Source organism: Tsukamurella ocularis (assembly GCF_965138335.1).
GTDB classification, from domain to species: domain Bacteria; phylum Actinomycetota; class Actinomycetes; order Mycobacteriales; family Mycobacteriaceae; genus Tsukamurella; species Tsukamurella ocularis_A.
Map to the genome: position 1 here is coordinate 18,182 of NZ_CBCSDV010000027.1, position 18,119 is coordinate 36,300.

An 18,119-nucleotide genomic window follows, 5' to 3' on the forward strand; every position below is an offset into this window, starting at 1 on the left:
CCCGCCCGATCGGCGTAGGGTCGGGGCGTGAGCAGCGAGTCGTGGGCAGAGACGGACGACTACCTGGAGCGGACGGTGGCCGTCGACGCGGCCGAGTTCGAAGCACTCCGCACCGCGCAGGCCGAGGGCGGCCTGCCGGACATCGCGGTCTCCCCCACTCAGGGCAAGTTCCTGTACCTGTTGGCGACCATCGCCCGGGCCGACCGGATCCTGGAGATCGGCACGCTGGGCGGTTACAGCACCGCCTGGCTCGCGCGCGCGGTCGGCCCCGAGGGCTCCGTCGTCACGCTGGAGTTCTCCCCCGAGCACGCCGCCGTCGCCCGGGCCGGGCTCGACGCCGCCGGCCTGGGCGAGCGCGTCGAGATCAAGGTGGGCGCCGCGCTCGACAACCTCCCGTTCCTCGACGGCCCGTTCGGTTTCGTGTTCATCGACGCCGACAAGGCGAACAACCGCGCGTACCTGGATTGGGCGCTGCGGCTGAGTGTTCCGGGCACCGTCATCGTGATCGACAACGTGGTCCGTCGCCTGGACGACGAGGGCCCCGATGCGGACGGCATCCGAGGCGCCCTGGAGCGCCTCGGCACCGACCCCCGGCTCGACGCCACCGCCCTGCAGACCGTCGGCATCAAGGGCTGGGACGGCCTGGCCATCGCGGTCGTGCGTTAGCGGTACGCCGCGAAACCGGTGACGGCCTGGCCGATCACGAGCTGGTGCACTTCGCTCGTGCCCTCGTAGGTCAGGACGGATTCGAGGTTCGCGGCGTGCCGGATCACCGGGAATTCCAACGTGATACCCGCGGCACCGAGGACCGACCGGCAGGTGCGGGCGATCTCGATGGACTCGCGCACGTTGTTGAGCTTTCCCGCACTGATCTGGGCCGGGGTGAGAAGGCCGCGGTCCTTCAGCCCCCCGAGGTGCGCAGCGAGCAGCAGACCCTTGTCGAGTTCCAGCGTCATGTCGGCGAACTTCGCCTGAGTGAGTTGGAACCCGCCCAGCGGCCGTCCGAAGATCTCGCGGTCCCCCGCGTACGCGATCGCGGTCTCGAGGCAGTCGCGGGCCGCGCCCAGCGCCCCGAAGACGATGCCGAAGCGCGCCTCGTTGAGGCACGACAGCGGACCACGCAGTCCCTGTGCGCCGGGAAGCGCGGCGGAGCCCGGGAGCCGGACCTCGTCCAGCACCAGCTCGCTCGTCACCGACGCCCGCAGGGACATCTTGTGCTTGATCGCGGGCGCCGAGAACCCCGGGGTGTCCGTGGGCACCACGAAGCCCCGGATCCCGCGGCCGTCGCCCTGCTCGCCCGTCTGCGCCCACACCACGGCGACGTCCGCCACCGAGCCGTTGGTGATCCACATCTTGGAACCGGTCAGGATCCAGTCGTCCCCGTCCTTGCGGGCGCGCGTGCGCATGCCCGCCGGGTTCGACCCGTAGTCGGGCTCGGTGAGTCCGAAGCAGCCGATCTTCTCGCCCGCGGCCATGCCGGGCAGCCACTCCTGCTTCTGCTCCTCCGACCCCCAGTGGTGGATCGCGAACATCGCCAGGGAGCCCTGGACGGAGACCAGGGAGCGGAGGCCCGAGTCCGCCGCCTCGAGCTCCAGGCAGGCCAGGCCGTACGCGGTGGCGGACGTGCCCGCACAGCCGTACCCGTCGAGGTGCATGCCGAGCACGCCCAGGGACCCGAGCCCGCGGGCGAGTTCGCGGGCGGGGATCGTTCCGTCCTCGTACCACTGGGCGATGTGCGGCGCGACGTCACGCTCGACGTAGCGACGCACCGTCCGGCTGATCTCGAGGTCCTCCTCGGTGAAGAGCGCGTCGGTGGCGAGGAGTTCGGTGGGGCTGGTGGCCATGATGGTTTCCTTCTCTGGTGGTCGGGTCATCACACGAAGGCGGAGACGCCGGTCTCCGCGCGCCCGATGAGGAGCTTCTGGATCTGGGTGGTGCCCTCATAGAGCGTCATGACGCGGGCGTCGCGCATGTACTTCTGCACGGGGTACTCGTCGATGTACCCGTAGCCGCCGAAGGCCTGGATCGCCAGGTTCGCCGCCTTCACGGCCTGTTCCGAGGCGAACAGCTTCGCCTTCGACGCCGCGACCGCGACCGGCGCGCCCCGTTCGATCAGGTCCGCAGCCCGCCAGGTGAGCAGGCGCGCGCAGTCGGCGTCGACGGAGACCTCGGCGATCATGTCCTGGATCAGCTGGAAGCCCGCCAGCGGGCGGCCGAACTGCCGGCGCTCCGTGGTGTAGGAGACCATCGCATCCAGGCATCCCTGGATGATTCCGGTGCACCCGGCCCCGACCGAGACCCTGCCCTTGTCGAGGGACTGCATCGCGATCGAGAAGCCCTGCCCCTCGGAGCCGACGAGCGCGTCGGCGGGCACCCGCACCCGGTCGAAGCTCAGCTCCGCGGTCGCCTGGCCCCGGAGCCCCAGCTTTCCGTGGATCTCGCGGCGCTCGAAGCCCGGTGCATCCGTGGGGACCAGGAACGCCGAGACACCGCGGGCCCCGTCGCCCCCTGTGCGGGCGAACACGACCGCCACATCCGCCCAGGTGCCGTTGGTGATGAAGATCTTGGAACCCGTTAGCAGCCAGTCGGTTCCGTCACGGACGGCGCGGGTCTTCAGGTTCGACGGGTCGGAGCCGTTGTCCGGCTCGGTCAGCGCGAAGCAGCCGAGCGAGGTGCCCGCCGCGATCCCCGGCAGCCATCGCCGCTTCTGTTCCTCGGTGCCGTGCGCGAGGACGATCTTCCCGAACAGCCCCATCGACACCGAAACGATGCCGCGCACCGACGAATCGGCCCGGCCCAGTTCCTCCATCCCGAGGCAGTACGTGATGTAGTCGCCGCCGAGCCCGCCGTACTCCTCGGGGATGGTGAGTCCGAAGAAGCCCAGCTCGCCGAGCTTGGGAAGGAGGTCGGTGTCGACCGCCTCGCGGCGGTCCCAGGCCGCGCGGTGGGGTACCACCTCCTTGTCCAGGAAGTCGCGGGCCGCGGCCTTGAACGCCGATTGTTCCGGGGTGAGCGTGAAGTCCATCAGATGCCCTTTCCAGTGGTGTTGCCGGCCTCGTCGTAGAGGTAGAAGCCGCGCCCGGTCTTGCGCCCCAACCGGCCCGCCGCCACGAGGCGCGAGACGGTGCGGGACGGGCGGTCGGCGGGGTCGCCGGTGGCCTCGTACCGCGCCTGCTTCGTGTGAAAACCGATGTCGATACCGGTGAGATCCATGAGTTCGAACGGCCCCATCGGGTAACCCAGCGCGGTGCGCGCCGCGGTGTCGATCGCCTCGATGTCGGCGTACCCGCCCTCGAGCAGCGCGATCGCCTCGTCGCGCACGGATCCGAGAAGCCGGTTGGCCACGAAACCGTTGATCTCCCGGTCCAAGACGATCGGCGACTTGCCGATCCGCTCGACGAAGGCGACCGCGGCGGCGACCGTCGCGTCCGCGGTGGCCGGGCCGCGGACCACCTCCACGGCCTTCATGACGAGCGCCGGGTTGAAGAAGTGCAGGTTGAGGAACCGCTCCGGGTGCGCGACGGCGGACGCCATCGACGACGGGAGGAAGCTGGACGAGTTACTGGCCAGGATCGTATCCGCCGGGCAGATGGCGTCGAGCTCGGCGAACAGGGCGCGCTTCACCGCCAGCCGTTCCACCACGGCCTCGATCACCAGGTCGACGCCGTCCCCGGTCGGAGCGGTCGTCGTGGTGATCCGGTCGTAGGCGGCAGCGGTCTCCGCCCCATCGCGCCGCCCCGCGGCGACCTGGCGGTCGGTCCGCGCGCGGAGAGCGTCGAGCGCACCGTCGAGCGCGTCCCGACGCAGGTCGTGGAGCACGACCTCGCATCCGGCGAGCGCGCATACCAGCGCGATCTGGGAGCCCATGGAACCGGCTCCCGCCACCAGGATCCGGCGGATGCCCGCGCCGTTCATCGCCCGCTCCAGCTCGGGTCGCGCTTGTCGAGGAACGCCGCGGCGCCCTCCCGTTTGTCGTCCGTGGTGTAGAGCAGCGCCTGCGCGAGCCGCTCGATGACCTGCCCCGTGCCCTGGTCCGCGTTCGCGCCCGAGCGCACGACGAGCTTCGCGAGGCGGGTGGCGACGGGCCCCTTGGCCAGGATCCGTGCGGCCACCGAGCGCGCGTGATCGAGCAGCTCGGCGGGCGGGACGACGGCCGTGACCAGGCCCGCGGTCAGGGCCTCGTCGGCCCGGACGGCGCGCCCCGTGAGAATCATCTCGAGCGCGCGGCCCACGCCGATCAACCGGGCGAGGCGCTGCGTGCCGCCGGCCCCGGGGAGGACGGACAGGGTCGTCTCGGGTAGGCCGAATCGTGCTCTGTCGGAAGCTATCCTGATGTCGCAGGCCATGGCTAGTTCGCAGCCGCCGCCGAGCGCGTAGCCGTTGACCGCCGCGATGGTGGGCTTGTCGAAGCGCTCGACCACGTCGTACAGGTCCTGCATCGCGGCAGTGAGGCCGGTACCCATGTCGTAGTCGCGGAGCTGCCCGATGTCGGCGCCGGCGGCGAACGCCGAGTCCCCTGCGCCGGTGATGATCACCGCTCCGGCCTCGGGGTCGCCGCGGACCGCGTCCAGCGCCGCCCGCAGCGCCGTCTGGACCTGCGCGTTGATGGCGTTGTGCACGTCGGGTCGGTTCAGCGTGAGCACGGCGATGCCGCCCTCGATCCGGACCTGCACTGTCGTGTCGTCGGTCATGCCGCCTCCAGGAGCATCGAGATTCCCTGTCCGACGCCGATGCACATCGTCGCGAGGCCGTGACGGACTCCGCGGTCGGCCAGTTCGAGGGCGGCGGTCAGCGCGAGCCGGGCGCCGCTGGCGCCCAGCGGGTGCCCGAGGGCGATGCCGCCGCCATGGGGGTTGACGTGGTCGGCGTCGTCCGGAAGTCCGAGCTCGCGGAGGACGGCGAGGACCTGCGCGGCGAACGCCTCGTTCACCTCGATCACGTCCACGTCGGCGAGCCGGATGTCGTGACGGCCGAGGAGCTTCCGCGTGGCGGGTACGGGCCCGATACCCATGGTCCGAGGCGGCACCCCGGCGACCGCGGCGCCACTGACCCGCGCGAGGGGCTCCAGCGCGTATCGGCGGACCGCCCGCTCGGAGGCGAGCAGAACCGCCGCGGCACCGTCGTTGACGCCGGAGGCGTTGCCGGCGGTGATGCTGCCGTCCGCGCCGGTGATCGGGCGCAGTGCCGCGAGCCTGTCCGCAGTGGTGGCGCGGGGGTGCTCGTCCCGGTCGACGATCGCCGGGTCGGCCCGCGGCCGCGGTACTCGGATGGCAGTGATCTCGCGGGCGAGGCGTCCGCTGTCGATCGCCGCGGCCGCGCGCTGCTGCGAGCGGAGGGCGTACGCGTCCTGTGCGGCTCGATCGATTCCGCGTTCGGTGGCCAGGTTCTGCGCGGTCTCCGCCATCGCGTCCACGCCGTAGGCGGCACGCATGGCGGGGTTCACGAAACGCCAGCCGATGGTGGTGTCGTGCACCTCGTTCGTCCGGCCCCACGCCGCCGTGGACTTGGGCAGCACGAACGGCGCGCGGGTCATGGATTCCACGCCGCCGGCGAGCACAAGGTCCGCGTCACCGGTGCGGATCATCCGCGCGCCCTGTGCCACCGCATCGAGACCCGAGCCGCACAGCCGGTTCACGGTGCCGCCGGGAACCTCCACGGGAAGGCCGGCGAGGAGTGCCGCCATCCGGGCCACGTTCCGGTTGTCCTCCCCGGCCTGGTTCGCGCACCCGAGAAGGACGTCGTCGATGCGCTCCCGGTCGAGGTCCGGGTGGCGGTCGATGAGCGCGCGAAGTACGTGCGCAGCGAGGTCGTCCGGTCGGACGTCCGCGAGTGCACCTGCGTACCTTCCGATCGGGGTCCTGGTTCCGTCGACCAGGTAGACGGCGCTCATTGCGCGGCCTCGATCAGTTCCCGCAGTCGGAACTTCTGGATCTTGCCACTCGGCGTCGTCGGCAGCTCCGCGAGGATCTCGATGCGCTCCGGCCAGTACTGCTTCGCGACGCCGGAGGCGGCGAGGTGTGCCCGCATCTCGGCGAGGTCGAACGAGTTCTCGGGCGGTTCGAGCACGATGCACGCGCACGCCCGTTCCTGGAGCCGGTCGTCCGCCACGCCGACCAGTGCGACGGAACGGATCTTGGGGTTCTCGTAGAGGGCGTTCTCGACGAAGGCGACGGGGATGTTCTCGCCGCCCCGGATGATCACGTCCTTGGTGCGGCCCGAGATGCGGACGTAGCCCGCGTCGTCGATCACGGCGAGGTCGCCCGTGTCGAACCAGCCTCCCGGCGCGAACTGCGCCCGCGTCTCCTCGAGGCGATGCAGGTAGCCGACGAAGAGCGAGGGACCGCGGACGTGCAGCCGGCCCTCCACGCCGGGCGCGGTCGGCCGGTTCTCGCCGTCGACGGTACGGATCTCCATACCCGGCCACGGGTAGCCGTCGGTGCCGGCGATCTTGTCGACCGGGTCGCCCGGCACCCCGAGCGTGACCAGCGCGTTCTCCGTCTGTCCCCAGCCGCCGAGGACGGTCAGCGCCGGCAGCTTCGCCGCGGCCTCGGCGACGATGGCGCGCGGGATCGGCGCACCCATGCAGCAGAACAGGGACAAACTGGAGACGTCCGCACCGTCCAGCGCGGGCGCGCCGATGAGATCGTGGAGGAACGGTGTCGCGCCCGAGGTGTAGGAGATCCGGTGCCGCTCCACGAGCCGCACGAACTCGTCCCGGTCCCAGACGTCCTGGAGCACGCAGGCCGCGCCGTTCTGCACGCCCAGCCGTGCTCCGTACAGGAAGCCCGTGAGGTGCGCGAGGGTCGACGCGATGTGGAAGCGGGTGTCGGCCGTGATGCCGAGTCGCGCCGGCAGCGGGTTGTTCGCGGCGACGAGCGTGTTGTGAGTGTGCATGACGCCCTTGGGCTCCCCCGTCGTGCCGGAGGTGAAGATCAGCAGCGAGACGTCGTTGGGATCGGGCCGGAGCGCAGCGAGCTCGCCCGCGGGCCGGCGCTCCTCCCAGGGCGTCCCGACGAACTCGTCGTAACTGCCCCCGACGACCAGCACGTGCTCGACCGAGGGCAGGCGATCGGCCAAGCGGTCGTACATGGCGGGGTAGTCGAAATCGCGGAAGGTTCGAGGGATCACCACCACCTTCGACGCGGCGAGCGCGACCATGAAGCCGATCTCGCGCTCGCGGTAGATCGGGATCAGAGGATTGCTCACGGCGCCGATCCGCGTGGCGGCGAAGTGCACCACGATCCACTCGATCCAGTTGGGCAGTTGGAACGAGACCACGTCGCCCGGCCGCACGCCGAGTTCGAGGAGGCCCGCTGCGCAGCGGTCCACCTCGGCGCGCAGGGCGCCGTAAGTGATCTCCCGGCGCGCGTCCACGAAGGCGAGGCGGTCCGGCGTCGCGGTCGCGTAGCGGTCGAGGTGGTCGGTGATCACCTCACCGCTCCAGAAGCCAGCCGATTCGTACTCGGCGATCTGCTCCGGGGTGAGCACGGTGTCGTAGGTCATCGTCGTCTCAACTCATCGTGAGGCCGCCGCTGACGCTGACGGTCTGGCCGGTGATGAAGGAGGCCTCGTCGGACGCGAGGAAGGCGACGGCGTGGGCCAGGTCCTCGGGCTGCCCGAGGCGTCGGAGCGGAATGGCCTTCTGGAGCGCATCCCGCAGCTTCTCGCCGCCCATGGAGGCGAACAGCGCGGTGTCCGTCGGGCCGGGACAGACGCAGTTCACGGTGACCCGGCTCCGCGCCATCTCGCGCGCGACGGACTTGGTGAAGGCGATCACGCCGCCCTTCGCCGCGGCGTAGACCGCCTCTCCCGACGAGCCGACCCGGCCGGCGTCCGAGCCCAGGTTGACCACCGTGCCGGCGCCCCGCGCGGCCATCAGCGGGAGCACCTTCTTGGAGGTGTTGAGCACGCCGTACAGGTTGATCGCGACGACGCGCTGCCAGGTCTCCGGCTCCGACTCGACGAAGGGTTCCGCCTTGTCCCAGCCGGCGTTGTTGACCAGGACGTCGATGGGGCCGAGTTCGGCGACGACGCGGTCGACAGCGGCATCGACCGAGGCCCGGTCGGTGACGTCGAGCTCGATGCCGACGGCGCCCCGGCCGATCTCGGCGGCCGTGCCGCGTGCGGTCGTTCCGTCGACGTCGGTGACCGCGACGACGGCACCGTCGTCGGCGAGTCGGCGCGCGATCGCCGCCCCGATGCCCTGGCCCGCGCCCGTGACGAGTGCGACCTTTCCTGCGAGTCTGCTCATGATGGAAGTCCTTCTTCTCGTGGGGGTTACGGCGCGAAGCTTCGGCCGAGGAGGTGCCTGGAGATGACCAGCTTGGACACCTGGGCGGTGCCGTCACCGATCTCGAGCCCGATGACGTCGCGGAGGCGTTGTCCGACCTTGTGCTCGGTGGAGTAGCCGACGTGGCCCAGGGTCAACAGACACTGGTGGATCACGTCCACGGAGAGCTTCGGCGCCCAGAACTTCGCCATCGCCGCCTCGGACGAGTGCTCGAGCCCGTTGTCCTTGCGCCACAGCGCCTCGTAGCAGACGTGGCGGGCGCCGGTGACGTAGGTCGTCGCCTCCGCCAGGGGGAAGGAAACGCCCTGGAACCTGCCGATGGGACCGCCGAACGCCTGCCGGTCGCGGGACCACTGAACGGCCTCGTCGAGGGACTGCTGCGCGGCACCGAGGCAGAGGAGGCCGATGATGGCCCGGGAGTAGTCGAAACCCTGCATGACGGAGACGAATCCGTCGCCCTCCGCCCCGATCAGGTCGCCGCTGCCGACGCGGACGCCGTCGAAGAAGATCGATGCGCGCCCGATGGCCCGACTGCCGAGATCGTCGAACGGCGTGCGCCGGATGCCCGGGGCGGATATGTCGACCCAGAAGGCGCTCACCCCGCGGGCGCCGGGTCCTCCGGTGCGGGCGAGCACGACGGCACGGTCGGCGGCCATCCCGAGGGTGATGGAGGTCTTCTCCCCGTCGAGGCTCCAGCCGCCCTCGCCGTCCGGCGTCGCCCGAAGACCGAGCGCCGCGGCGTCGGTGCCGTGCTCGGGTTCGGTGATCATGATGGCCGGGACGGTCTCGCCGGAGGCGATGCCCGGAAGCCACTGCCGCTTCTGCTCCTCCGTGCAGTTCCGCACCAGGATGTCGCTGATCAGAGCGGTGTTGATGAGGAGGTAGCCGGCGTTGAAATCGGCGCGGCCCACTTCCTCGGCGGCGATGCCGGCGATGACGGCGGACGCGTCCTGGCCGCCGTACTCCTCGGGGATCCGCAGCCCGGTCATGCCCATCGCTGCCATATCGCTCACCTGCGTGCGGCGCAGCGCGGCGGCGCGATCGTCGCCCTGGTAGTGCGGGGCGAGGATCTTCTCGGCCCACCGCGCGATCTCCGCGCGGAAGACCTGTTCGTCGTCGTCGAATCCGTAGTGCATGGCGATCGTCCTCCGGTGGTGGCTCAGTGCCAGTTGACGTGCGGGGCGAAGTCGGGAGCGCGCTTCTCGGCGAAGGCGGTGGCGCCCTCCATGCCCTCCGCGGAGACGCCGAAGATGTCGAGGGCGGTCATCGCCATGTTCGAGAACCCGGCCTGGTGGTCCGTGTCGGCGTTGAAGGACTGCTTCAGGAACCGGATCGCTGTGGGGCTCAGCGCGGCGACCTCCTCCGCCCACGCCCTGGCCTCGTCGAGCAGCTCCGCTGCCGGCACGACCTTGTTGATCAGGCCCATGTCGAGGGCCTGCTGTGCGTCGTAGAGGCGGCACCAGAACCAGATCTCCCGCGCCTTCTTCTCGCCGACGACGCGGGCGAGATAGGCGGAGCCGAAGCCGGCGTCGAAGGAGCCCACGCGGGGTCCGGCCTGGCCGAACCGCGCGGTCTCGCTCGCTATCGAAACGTCTGCGAGCACCTGGAGCACGTGGCCCCCGCCGACGGCGACGCCGTTGACCGCGGCGATCACGGGCTTCGGGATGTCGCGCATCAGCTTGTGCAGATCCCCCACCCGGAACCGCCCCAGCTCCGACGGCCCGTAGTCACCGGTCTCGGCGCGCTGCTTGACGTCGCCGCCGGTGCAGAAGGCCTTCTCCCCCGCCCCGGTGAGGATCACCGCCCGCACGCGCTCGTCGGACCAGGCGGCGTTGAACGCGGAGATCAGCTCGTCGATGGTCCTCGACCGGAACGCGTTGTAGCGGTCGGGGCGGTTGATGGTGATCACTCCCGCCGCCCCCTCGACCACGTAGGAGATGTCTTCGAAGCTGCTGCTCATGATGCCCTCCGGCTCGATTGAATCTTCATTCACTGCGGCTGAATCTATATTCATTTCGCGTGGCCCGTCAAGGGGTGACCGGTCGGAGGCTTAGGCTGGAACCGGCGTGAAGCGGAAGGAGACCGTCGTGAGCACCGAGTCGGAACTGCTGTCTGTGGAGGCCGCGGCGCGCGAGGCGAGCGCCGCCCTACGCTCCCGCCAGATCCTGGAGGCGGCCGCCCGGCTCATGGAGCGCAGCGGATCGGAATCGGTCTCCATGCAGGCCCTGGCCGCCGAGGCGGGGGTCAGCGTGGGCCTCATCTACCGGTATTTCGGCGGCAAGGACGAGGTACTGCTCGCGGTCATCGTCGCGGTCCTCGACGCCTTCGCGGACGCCGTTCCCGCCGCCGTCTCGACCGCGGGGGACGATCCGGTCCGCCGGCTCGCCGCGGCGTTCGACGCGTACTGCCGCGTGATCGACAAGCACCGGCACGCGGCCGTCCTCACGTACCGGGAGAGCAATGCGCTCAGCGCCGAGGGCCGAGACCGGATCAAGCGCCTCGAGGTCGAGACCACCGAGCCGCTCCGCCTGATCCTCCGGGACGGGGTGGACGCGGGGCTGTTCTCCACTCCCGACCCGGATCTCGTGGCCTACAACCTGCTCCTGCTCGCGCATGCGTGGGCGCTCAAGCACTGGTACTTCGAGCGGACCATGGATCTCGGAGAGTACGTCCGCGCCCAGCTGTCGCTGACCCTGCGGTCCGTGTTGGCACCCGCCCACCTGCCCGACTACGCCGACCTCGTCGACTGATCCCGTCGTGGCTCCGCGAACGTCTCGTCAGGACAACGTGATCGGGGACTTGTAGAGCGAGTTCACCCGCTCCCCCGCCAGCCACTCCTGCAGCCGCGCGGCTTCCGTGCCGAGGGCCTTGCGCGCAGCGCGAGGTGTGCCGGGCGGTAGCACCAGGACGACGGTGCCGTCGTCCTCCTGCCGGTAGGCCCCGATGATCCGGCCGTCCCACCACGCGGTGGTCCCGGCGTTGCCCGCGGCGTCGTAGATCGCGGTCGCGAAGGCGGGGTCGAGGTAGAAGGCGCGCTCCTTCCAGCCCATCGGCGTGGGGTCGAGCGCGGGCAGGAGTGCGGCCCAGGGCTCCACCGGCGCCACGGGATCCACGTCGTCGGGCAGCACCCATCCGGTCGCCTCGCGCTCCAATCGCACCTGTACCGCGCCGATCTCGGCGAGGGCGGCACGGATCGTCGTCTTGGTGGCGCCGAACCACCACACGACGTCGGTCTCCGTGGCCGGGCCGAAGGCGCGCAGGTACTCGCGCACCAGCACGGCGTACGCCTCTCCGGGAGCGGTGCGCGCGGCGGGCGCGGCCAGCCACTCGTCGGCGCGGGCCCATAGGTTCCGGTTCACCCGCCAGTGGCTCTCGTTGTGGGCCCGCACCAGCTCGCCCGCCGCGCCGAGCCAGGTCAGAACACGTGGCGCCAGGTGCATCTCGCCGCCGTACTTCTTGCCCTCGGACATCATCACCTTGCCGTCGAGCTCCGGTAGCTGCTCGCGGAGCCGGACGGCGCTGAGCTCACGGCCGCGGAGGGCGTCGAGCACCGCGAACCGCGCCTGTGCGAGCCAGGATCCGCCGTCGTCCGCGATCCCGCCGCGGACCGCGTCCTTGGCGATCTTCGCGTGTTCCTGGGCCGCGACGCGATCCGACGGTCCGCTCAGCGCCGCGCCGTACAGCTCGCGCGGGAAGACGAACATGGTGCGGCGCATGGCGAGTTGCTTGACGAGCGACCGCTCCTCCCACAGCTGGCGCTCGTAGGCGTCACGGGCGAAGTCGTGCATCCGCGCGTGCACCGATAGGTACGGCGTCGCCGGTTCCGTGGCGTGCAGGACGCCGACGGCGCGCACCGCGTCGAGCACGGAGTGGGTCCGGTACGGCGGGGCGAGGGCGTGGCGGCGCGCCACGCGGGCGCGACGCTCCGCATCGTCGATCAGGCGCATCCGGCGCTCCCCTCTCCCGAGACCTCCAGGCTAGGGCATCGTCGGCCCGTCGGAAGCTTGTTCGATCATCTTGCGCCTCTTCGTACATCAGCGTAGGCTTGCAGTAGCGAAGGGGGGCGGATCATGGTCGGTTCCAGCACTGCGGCTGAGTATCTCGATGCACTGACCTCCTTCGAACAGGCGGCCGACCGCCTGGCCTCGATGAACCCTGTCATGCTGTCCTCGCAGGAAGTGCTCGGCAGTCTGCGGCGCCTCGAGCGCGCCGCCCGCACCGTCCCCAGTAGCCAGCACTGGCTCGCCGAGGTGGCCGTCGAACAGGACCTTCCCGCGCAGCTCGGTTACACGGGCGCCAAGGAGCTTCTGGTCGATCAGCTGTCCCTGGCCGGCGTCGAGGCTCGGGACCGGATCCGCGGCGCCCGGTCCCGCGCGCCGCGGCAGGAACGCGGGTACTCCCCCGAGCCTCGCCTACCGCTCGTCGCCGGCGCCCAGCGTGCGGGCGAGCTGTCCGAGCGGCACGCCCAGGCGATCGAGAAGGCCTTCGACGCCTGCTCCCCCAAGCTCTCCCATCCCGATCTGCACGACCTGGAGGACATGCTGGTCGCCGCCGCCGTGGGCGGCTGCACCCCGGAGGACATCGCGATGCTCGGCCGGCGCGCGTACGAGCTCCTCGATCCCGACGGTGCCGAACCCTCCGCCGAGGACGTCGCCCGCACGCGCGAGCTGACCGTCGGCAAGCAGGCCGACGATCTCACGTCCGCGCTGGGCGGGGTGCTCTCGCCCGAGGCCCGCGCGCTCCTGGACACGGTGCTGGAGAAGCTCGCCCGGCCGGGCGTGAACAACCCGGCGGACGCCGAGCACCCCGTCGACATCGACGACGCCGAGGCCGTCGCCGAGGCGGCGAAGCGGGACCGGCGGAGCGCCCCGCAACGCAACCACGACGCAGTGGTCGCCGCACTGCGGACGGCGATCGAGTCGGGTGCTCTCGGGCAGCACCGCGGGCTGCCGTGCGTCCCGATCATCACACTCACCATCGATCAGCTCGAGTCCGAGACGGGGATCGCGACCACCGCNNCCGGNGGNCGNCTCCCCGTCGAGGACGCCCTGCGGATGATGGGCGCCAATCCCAAGTACGTTCTCCTCCTGGATCTCGCGGCGCGGCCGCTGTACCTCGGCAGGGAGCGGCGCCTCGCGTCCGCGGACCAGCGGATCGCGCTGTACGGGTCCGAGAAGGGTTGCAGCGCGCCGCGTTGCGACGCCCCGGCCACCCGCTGTCAGGTGCACCACATCACGGAGTGGCGGGATGGCGGACGGACCGATATCTCCGTGCTCACCCTGGCGTGCGATGCGCACCACGGCAAGGTGGTTCCCTCCGGCGACGAGGTTCGCCGCGGCTTCGAGACGATCGTGCTGCCCGAGACCGATGACTACGCGGGGCGTACCGGGTGGCGCCGCACGGGAGACCCCACCGGCGAGTACCGCGTGAACCACACGCACCACGCACAGGAGCTCTACCGCCTGGCCCAGGAGCACCACCGGCAACGACATCAGCAGTACGCCGACACCTGGCGCGCACAGGACGAGCGCGCCCTCTACCGCGACTTCGTGGGCACGATCCACGACGACATCGCCGCGATGCTCGACGGGCCCCACGGCCCGCCGATGCTCGAGGACCTGCTCTCCCAACACGACGCCGACAACCACTGGCGCGAGGATCCGCCGTGGCCCGCGCGCGAAGCGCGGGGTCGGCTGCACGCCGCCGCGTAGCGCGGATCCGCGCCGCGTGGCGCGGGCGGGCTCCCGCTACATCACGGGAGCGCGCCGAGGTTGCGCGCCAGGCGATCCCGCCCGGGCCCGCTCAGTTCGTCGAGAACGACGGTGCGCCCACCCATAGCGAGGAGGAGCGCCTCCGCCGTGCCCCGAACCTCGGGGCCGCGGCCGAAGGACCAGTCGAGGTCGTCGGCGACGAGGCGCACTCCCCTGCCCCGAACCGCGCCGCGCACGGGCGGCGCCCACAGGGCGAAGTTCAGCGCCGGCCGGATCCGATCCCCGGGGATGGTTCGCGGCAGCCCCAGCGGACGGCGGATGTCCTGCTGGTGGATCATGCCGTCCAGCAGGGAGATCCGAGATCCGAATCCCGAAGTGAGCCCCGTGGGACGGACGTGCTCGCGCAGGGCGGCGACGACGTCCGTCGTGGTCATTCCGGACAGCTCAGCGAGTCGCGCGTCGTTGGAGGAAGTCCCCGGGTTCGCGCGCCCGGACACCATGCGCTGCAGCGTTTCCCTGCCGGTCAGTAGGTCGTAGCTGATGTGGTGCAGCACCACGTCACGCACGCTCCAGCCCGCACAGAGGGTCGGCGCCAGCCACTGCTCCGCGGTGAAGCCCTCCACCAGCTCGAGCAGGCTGCGCCGCTCCTCGGTCGCCAGGTCCGCGACTGATCCGATCACGATCGCTCCTCCCCGCGTGCGGCGCCTCTCCTCTTACGGGACGATGTTGACGAGCTTGCCGGAGACGACGATCACCTTGCGCGGAGCACCGTCGAGCAGCTCGGCGATCTTCGGGTCCGCGAGGGCGGCGGCCTCGAGGGCCTCGTCGGAGGCGTCGGCGCCCACGGTGATCCGCGATCGCACCTTGCCCTTCACCTGCACCGGGATCTCGATCGTGTCCTGGACCAACCACTGCCCCTCCGCGACCGGGAAGGGGCCGTGCGCGAGCGAGGTGGCGTGGCCCAGCCGGCTCCACAGCTCCTCCGCGATGTGCGGGGCGACGGGCGCCAGCATCAGCACGAGCGGCTCCGCCAGTGCCCGCGGCGCGCCGCCGGGGTACGCCTTGGTGAGGTGGTTGGTCAGCTCGATCAGCTTGGCGATGGCGGTGTTGTCGCGCATCTCCGCGTAATCCTCGCGGACACCGGCGATCGTCTTGTGCAGCACCCGCATCGACTCATCGGTCGGCGTCTCGTCGGTGACGCGGACGGATCCGGTCTCCTCATCGATCACGGCGCGCCACGCACGCTGCAGGAAGCGCTGCGCACCCACGACGTCCTTGGTGGCCCAGGCGCGGTCCTGATCCAGGGGGCCCATGGACATCTCGTAGACGCGCAGGGTGTCGGCGCCGTACTCGCGGGCGATGTCGTCCGGAGCGACCGAGTTCTTCAGCGACTTGCCCATCTTGCCGTACTCGCGGTTCACCTCCTGCTCGCCGAGGAAGTACTTCCCGTCGCGCTCCACCACGTCCTCGGCGGGCACGTACACGCCCCGGGAATCGGTGTAGGCGAAGGCCTGGATCATGCCCTGGTTGAACAGCTTCCGGTACGGCTCGCGGGAGGTCACGTAGCCCAGGTCGAAGAGCACCTTGTGCCAGAACCGGGAGTACAGCAGGTGCAGCACCGCGTGCTCGACGCCGCCCACGTACAGGTCGACGCCGCCCGGGTCACGTGGTCCGTGCAGCTCGGGTCGCGGCCCGGTCCAGTACGCCTCGTTCTCCTTGGCGCAGAAGGCCTCCGTGTTCGTCGGATCGATGTAGCGCAACTGGTACCAGGAGCTACCGGCCCAGTTCGGCATGACGTTCGCGTCGCGGGTGTAGTCCTTGAGCCCGTCGCCCAGATCGAGCTCGACCCGCATCCACTCCGCGGCCTTGGCCAGCGGGGGAGAGGGCTGCGAGTCCGAGTCCTCGGGATCGAAGGCCACCGGGGCGTAGTCCTTGACCTCCGGAAGCAGCACGGGCAGCTGCGATTCCGGTAGGGCGTGCGGGGTGCCGTCGGCGTCGAAGACGATGGGGAAGGGCTCGCCCCAGTACCGCTGGCGCGCGAACAGCCAGTCGCGCAGCTTGTACTGCACGGTGCCCTCACCCCCGCCGGTCTTCTCCAGGTGGGCGATGACGGCGGCCTTCGCCTCCGTGACTCCGAGGCCGTTGATGTCCAGGTCGCCGTTCGCGGAGTTCACCGCGGGCCCCTCGCCCGTGTACGCCTCGTCCATCACGCCGGTCTCGCTGCCGATCACCTCGACGATCGGCAGGCCGAACTTCGTCGCGAACTCGTGGTCGCGCACGTCGTGGCCGGGAACCGCCATGATGGCGCCGGTGCCGTAGCCCATGAGGACGTAGTCGCCGATGAACACCGGCACCTGCTCGCCGTTCACCGGATTGGCGGCCGTGGTCCCGAGGAAGACGCCCGTCTTCTCCTTGCCCTCCTGGCGCTCCAGATCGGACTTGGCGGCGATCGACGCGCGGTACGCGGCGACGGCCTCGGCGGGGGAGGCGGCGCCGCCGGTCCAGCGCTCGTCGGTGCCCGCCGGCCACGCGTCGGCGGTGAGCCGGTCCACCAGCGGGTGCTCGGGGGAGAGCACCATGTACGTCGCGCCGAACAGGGTGTCGGGGCGGGTCGTGAAGACCTCGATGCGCTCGCCCGCGGCCGTGAACGCGACGCGCGCACCGCGGCTGCGGCCGATCCAGTTGCGCTGCATGGACTTGACCTTCTCGGGCCAGTCCAGCGCGTCCAGGTCGTCGATGAGGCGGTCCGAGTACGCCGTGATCCGCATCATCCACTGCCGCAGCTGCTTGCGGTAGACCGGGAAGTTGCCGCGCTCGCTGCGACCGTCGGCGGTGACCTCCTCGTTGGCGAGCACGGTGCCCAATCCGGGGCACCAGTTCACCAGCGAGTTGCTCTCCCGTACCAGGCGATGCTCGTCGAGCACGGCGGCGCGCTCGCGCACCGTCAGGCTCGACCAGTCCCGGCCGTCGTCGAGGGCGCGGGCACCGGAGGCGAACTCGGCCTCCAACTCGGCGATGGGGCGAGCGCGGTCCTGGGCGGTGTCATACCAGGCGTTGTAGATCTGCAGGAAGATCCACTGCGTCCAGTGGTAGAACTCGGGATCCGTGGTCGAGATGCGGCGGCGCTCGTCGTGCGCCAGCCCCAACGTGGCGATCTGCTCGAGGTACCGCTCGATGTTCTTCTCGGTGGTCACCCGCGGGTGCGTACCGGTCTGCACCGCGTACTGCTCGGCCGGCAGGCCGAAGGCGTCAAAGCCCATCGTGTGCAGGACGTTGGCGCCGTTCATCCGGTGGTAGCGGCCGAAGACGTCCGTCGCGATGAAACCCAGGGGGTGGCCGACGTGCAGGCCCGCACCCGACGGGTACGGGAACATGTCCAGGATGAACAGCTTCTCGGCGGGGAGAGCGCCCTCGCCCCGGAGCGGGCCGACGGGATTCGGGGCGTTGAAGACGCCACCGTCGCGCCACTGATCGCGCCACCGCTGCTCGATCGCGCCCGCGAGCTCGGCCGTGTACCGGTGGGCGGGGCCGGCCGAGGGACTCTGTTCAACGTTCTGCGTCACCCCACCAGCTTAATGACGGCCCTGGTCGGCCCCGCAAACACCTCGGCGGGGGCGATTTGCGCGGGTCTCTAAACTGGAGATCGTGTTCGTGCTGGTTGTGATCCTCGCCCTGGCCGCCGTGGCGGCCGTCGTCGTGGGCGGCGCCGGGCTCGCCGGCCGCCTCCCGGAGAACGGTGTCGTGGGGGTCCGCACCGAACAGACCCTCTCCGATCCGCTGCTCTGGCGCACCGCGAATCGCGTCGCCGGTCCCGGCCTGGTGGCCGCGGGCGTCATCTTCGGCGGCGGCGCCCTCATCGGCCTCGCGATGGACGCCCCGTGGTCCTACGTGGCGCTCGGCGTCGCCGTGGTCGCGGGCCTGTTCCTGGCCGGTTTCGGCGCCCTGCAGGGCGCCCGCGCGGCCTCCATCCAGGCGCGCCTGCAGATGCCCGAGGCCACGTGCTGCAGCGCCGACGAGGCACCGTCGGACGACCCGGCGGCGGACTGCGGCGTGACCGGCGGGTGCGGCGCGTGTGCCCTCAAGGGCATGTGCGACCACGAGGCGCGCCCCGCCTAGCC

At 70.9% G+C, this 18,119-nt stretch carries 17 protein-coding genes; 5 read left to right on the forward strand and 12 right to left on the reverse strand.

The annotated features are described in order from the left end of the window. Positions 1-27 precede the first annotated feature (27 nt). Positions 28-666, forward strand: a complete 639-nt coding sequence (locus ACNAYW_RS19840) for an O-methyltransferase (protein WP_415851365.1) — start codon at positions 28-30, stop codon at positions 664-666. Here the strand turns inward: ACNAYW_RS19840 and ACNAYW_RS19845 are convergent. From ACNAYW_RS19845 to ACNAYW_RS19885, 9 genes are read right to left on the reverse strand one after another with little or no spacing between them, the layout of a single operon-like run. Further along, on the reverse strand, positions 663-1,844 hold the full coding sequence (locus ACNAYW_RS19845; protein WP_415851366.1) for an acyl-CoA dehydrogenase family protein: 1,182 nt from the start codon (positions 1,842-1,844) through the stop codon (positions 663-665). The two genes, ACNAYW_RS19840 and ACNAYW_RS19845, sit on opposite strands and share 4 nt — an antisense overlap. A gap of 29 nt (positions 1,845-1,873) precedes the next feature. Then, entirely contained in the window at positions 1,874-3,025 is a 1,152-nt protein-coding gene (locus ACNAYW_RS19850) for an acyl-CoA dehydrogenase family protein (protein WP_415851367.1), read from the reverse strand. Further along, positions 3,025-3,915, reverse strand: a complete 891-nt coding sequence (locus tag ACNAYW_RS19855) for a 3-hydroxyacyl-CoA dehydrogenase family protein (protein ID WP_415851368.1) — start codon at positions 3,913-3,915, stop codon at positions 3,025-3,027. Before ACNAYW_RS19855 ends, ACNAYW_RS19850 begins: the two co-directional genes overlap by 1 nt. Further along, a complete protein-coding gene (locus ACNAYW_RS19860; RefSeq protein ID WP_415851369.1) occupies positions 3,912-4,691 on the reverse strand; it encodes an enoyl-CoA hydratase/isomerase family protein in 780 nt (259 codons plus the stop codon). Before ACNAYW_RS19860 ends, ACNAYW_RS19855 begins: the two co-directional genes overlap by 4 nt. Next, positions 4,688-5,890 carry a 3-oxoadipyl-CoA thiolase gene (gene pcaF / locus ACNAYW_RS19865; RefSeq protein WP_415851370.1) on the reverse strand — a complete coding sequence of 401 codons (1,203 nt, stop codon included), beginning with the start codon at positions 5,888-5,890 and terminating at the stop codon, positions 4,688-4,690. The genes ACNAYW_RS19860 and pcaF overlap by 4 nt, the downstream gene beginning before the upstream one ends. After that, positions 5,887-7,503: an AMP-binding protein gene (locus ACNAYW_RS19870; RefSeq protein ID WP_415851371.1), complete on the reverse strand. Its 1,617-nt coding sequence runs from the start codon at positions 7,501-7,503 to the stop codon at positions 5,887-5,889. The genes pcaF and ACNAYW_RS19870 overlap by 4 nt, the downstream gene beginning before the upstream one ends. Before the next feature lie 7 nt (positions 7,504-7,510). Further along, positions 7,511-8,251 carry an SDR family NAD(P)-dependent oxidoreductase gene (locus ACNAYW_RS19875; protein ID WP_415851372.1) on the reverse strand — a complete coding sequence of 247 codons (741 nt, stop codon included), beginning with the start codon at positions 8,249-8,251 and terminating at the stop codon, positions 7,511-7,513. Between the two features lie 26 nt (positions 8,252-8,277). Next, entirely contained in the window at positions 8,278-9,426 is a 1,149-nt protein-coding gene (locus ACNAYW_RS19880) for an acyl-CoA dehydrogenase family protein (protein ID WP_415851373.1), read from the reverse strand. 23 nt (positions 9,427-9,449) lie between these two features. Then, positions 9,450-10,250 carry an enoyl-CoA hydratase-related protein gene (locus ACNAYW_RS19885; protein WP_415851374.1) on the reverse strand — a complete coding sequence of 267 codons (801 nt, stop codon included), beginning with the start codon at positions 10,248-10,250 and terminating at the stop codon, positions 9,450-9,452. 127 nt (positions 10,251-10,377) lie between these two features. Between ACNAYW_RS19885 and ACNAYW_RS19890 the strand changes: the two genes are divergently transcribed. Then, the gene (locus tag ACNAYW_RS19890; protein ID WP_415851375.1) at positions 10,378-11,040 is read left to right on the forward strand and encodes a TetR/AcrR family transcriptional regulator; all 663 of its coding nucleotides are present in this window, start codon (positions 10,378-10,380) and stop codon (positions 11,038-11,040) included. A gap of 27 nt (positions 11,041-11,067) precedes the next feature. On the opposite strand, the gene ACNAYW_RS19895 is transcribed toward ACNAYW_RS19890, so the two are convergent. Further along, positions 11,068-12,237, reverse strand: a complete 1,170-nt coding sequence (locus tag ACNAYW_RS19895) for a winged helix DNA-binding domain-containing protein (RefSeq protein ID WP_415851376.1) — start codon at positions 12,235-12,237, stop codon at positions 11,068-11,070. Between the two features lie 123 nt (positions 12,238-12,360). Here ACNAYW_RS19895 and ACNAYW_RS19900 point away from each other — a divergent pair. Together ACNAYW_RS19900 and ACNAYW_RS19905 are read left to right on the forward strand one after the other, a co-directional pair. After that, a partial coding sequence (locus ACNAYW_RS19900; protein ID WP_415851377.1) for a DUF222 domain-containing protein occupies positions 12,361-13,307 on the forward strand: 947 nt, incomplete at its 3' end. 10 nt (positions 13,308-13,317) lie between these two features. Further along, on the forward strand, positions 13,318-14,001 hold a 684-nt coding region (locus ACNAYW_RS19905), incomplete at its 5' end, for an HNH endonuclease signature motif containing protein (RefSeq protein WP_415851378.1). Positions 14,002-14,042: 41 nt separating this feature from the next. On the opposite strand, the gene ACNAYW_RS19910 is transcribed toward ACNAYW_RS19905, so the two are convergent. Next, on the reverse strand, positions 14,043-14,678 hold the full coding sequence (locus ACNAYW_RS19910) for a maleylpyruvate isomerase family mycothiol-dependent enzyme (RefSeq protein ID WP_415851404.1): 636 nt from the start codon (positions 14,676-14,678) through the stop codon (positions 14,043-14,045). A 36-nt stretch (positions 14,679-14,714) separates the two neighbouring features. Next, positions 14,715-17,564 (reverse strand): leucine--tRNA ligase, encoded by a 2,850-nt coding sequence (gene leuS, locus ACNAYW_RS19915; RefSeq protein WP_415851379.1) that lies wholly within the window; start codon positions 17,562-17,564, stop codon positions 14,715-14,717. Between the two features lie 82 nt (positions 17,565-17,646). Between leuS and ACNAYW_RS19920 the strand changes: the two genes are divergently transcribed. Next, positions 17,647-18,117 carry an SdpI family protein gene (locus ACNAYW_RS19920; RefSeq protein ID WP_415851380.1) on the forward strand — a complete coding sequence of 157 codons (471 nt, stop codon included), beginning with the start codon at positions 17,647-17,649 and terminating at the stop codon, positions 18,115-18,117. The last annotated feature ends 2 nt before the right edge of the window (positions 18,118-18,119 follow it).

Coding starts and splice junctions, on each gene's coding strand:
- ACNAYW_RS19895 (WP_415851376.1), bottom strand. CDS start 12,237: ATGCGCCTGATCGACGATGCGGAGCGTCGCGCCCGCGTGGCGCGCCGC.
- pcaF (WP_415851370.1), bottom strand. CDS start 5,890: ATGAGCGCCGTCTACCTGGTCGACGGAACCAGGACCCCGATCGGAAGG.
- ACNAYW_RS19875 (WP_415851372.1), bottom strand. CDS start 8,251: ATGAGCAGACTCGCAGGAAAGGTCGCACTCGTCACGGGCGCGGGCCAG.
- ACNAYW_RS19870 (WP_415851371.1), bottom strand. CDS start 7,503: ATGACCTACGACACCGTGCTCACCCCGGAGCAGATCGCCGAGTACGAA.
- ACNAYW_RS19845 (WP_415851366.1), bottom strand. CDS start 1,844: ATGGCCACCAGCCCCACCGAACTCCTCGCCACCGACGCGCTCTTCACC.
- ACNAYW_RS19880 (WP_415851373.1), bottom strand. CDS start 9,426: ATGCACTACGGATTCGACGACGACGAACAGGTCTTCCGCGCGGAGATC.
- ACNAYW_RS19850 (WP_415851367.1), bottom strand. CDS start 3,025: ATGGACTTCACGCTCACCCCGGAACAATCGGCGTTCAAGGCCGCGGCC.
- ACNAYW_RS19860 (WP_415851369.1), bottom strand. CDS start 4,691: ATGACCGACGACACGACAGTGCAGGTCCGGATCGAGGGCGGCATCGCC.
- ACNAYW_RS19855 (WP_415851368.1), bottom strand. CDS start 3,915: ATGAACGGCGCGGGCATCCGCCGGATCCTGGTGGCGGGAGCCGGTTCC.
- ACNAYW_RS19885 (WP_415851374.1), bottom strand. CDS start 10,250: ATGAGCAGCAGCTTCGAAGACATCTCCTACGTGGTCGAGGGGGCGGCG.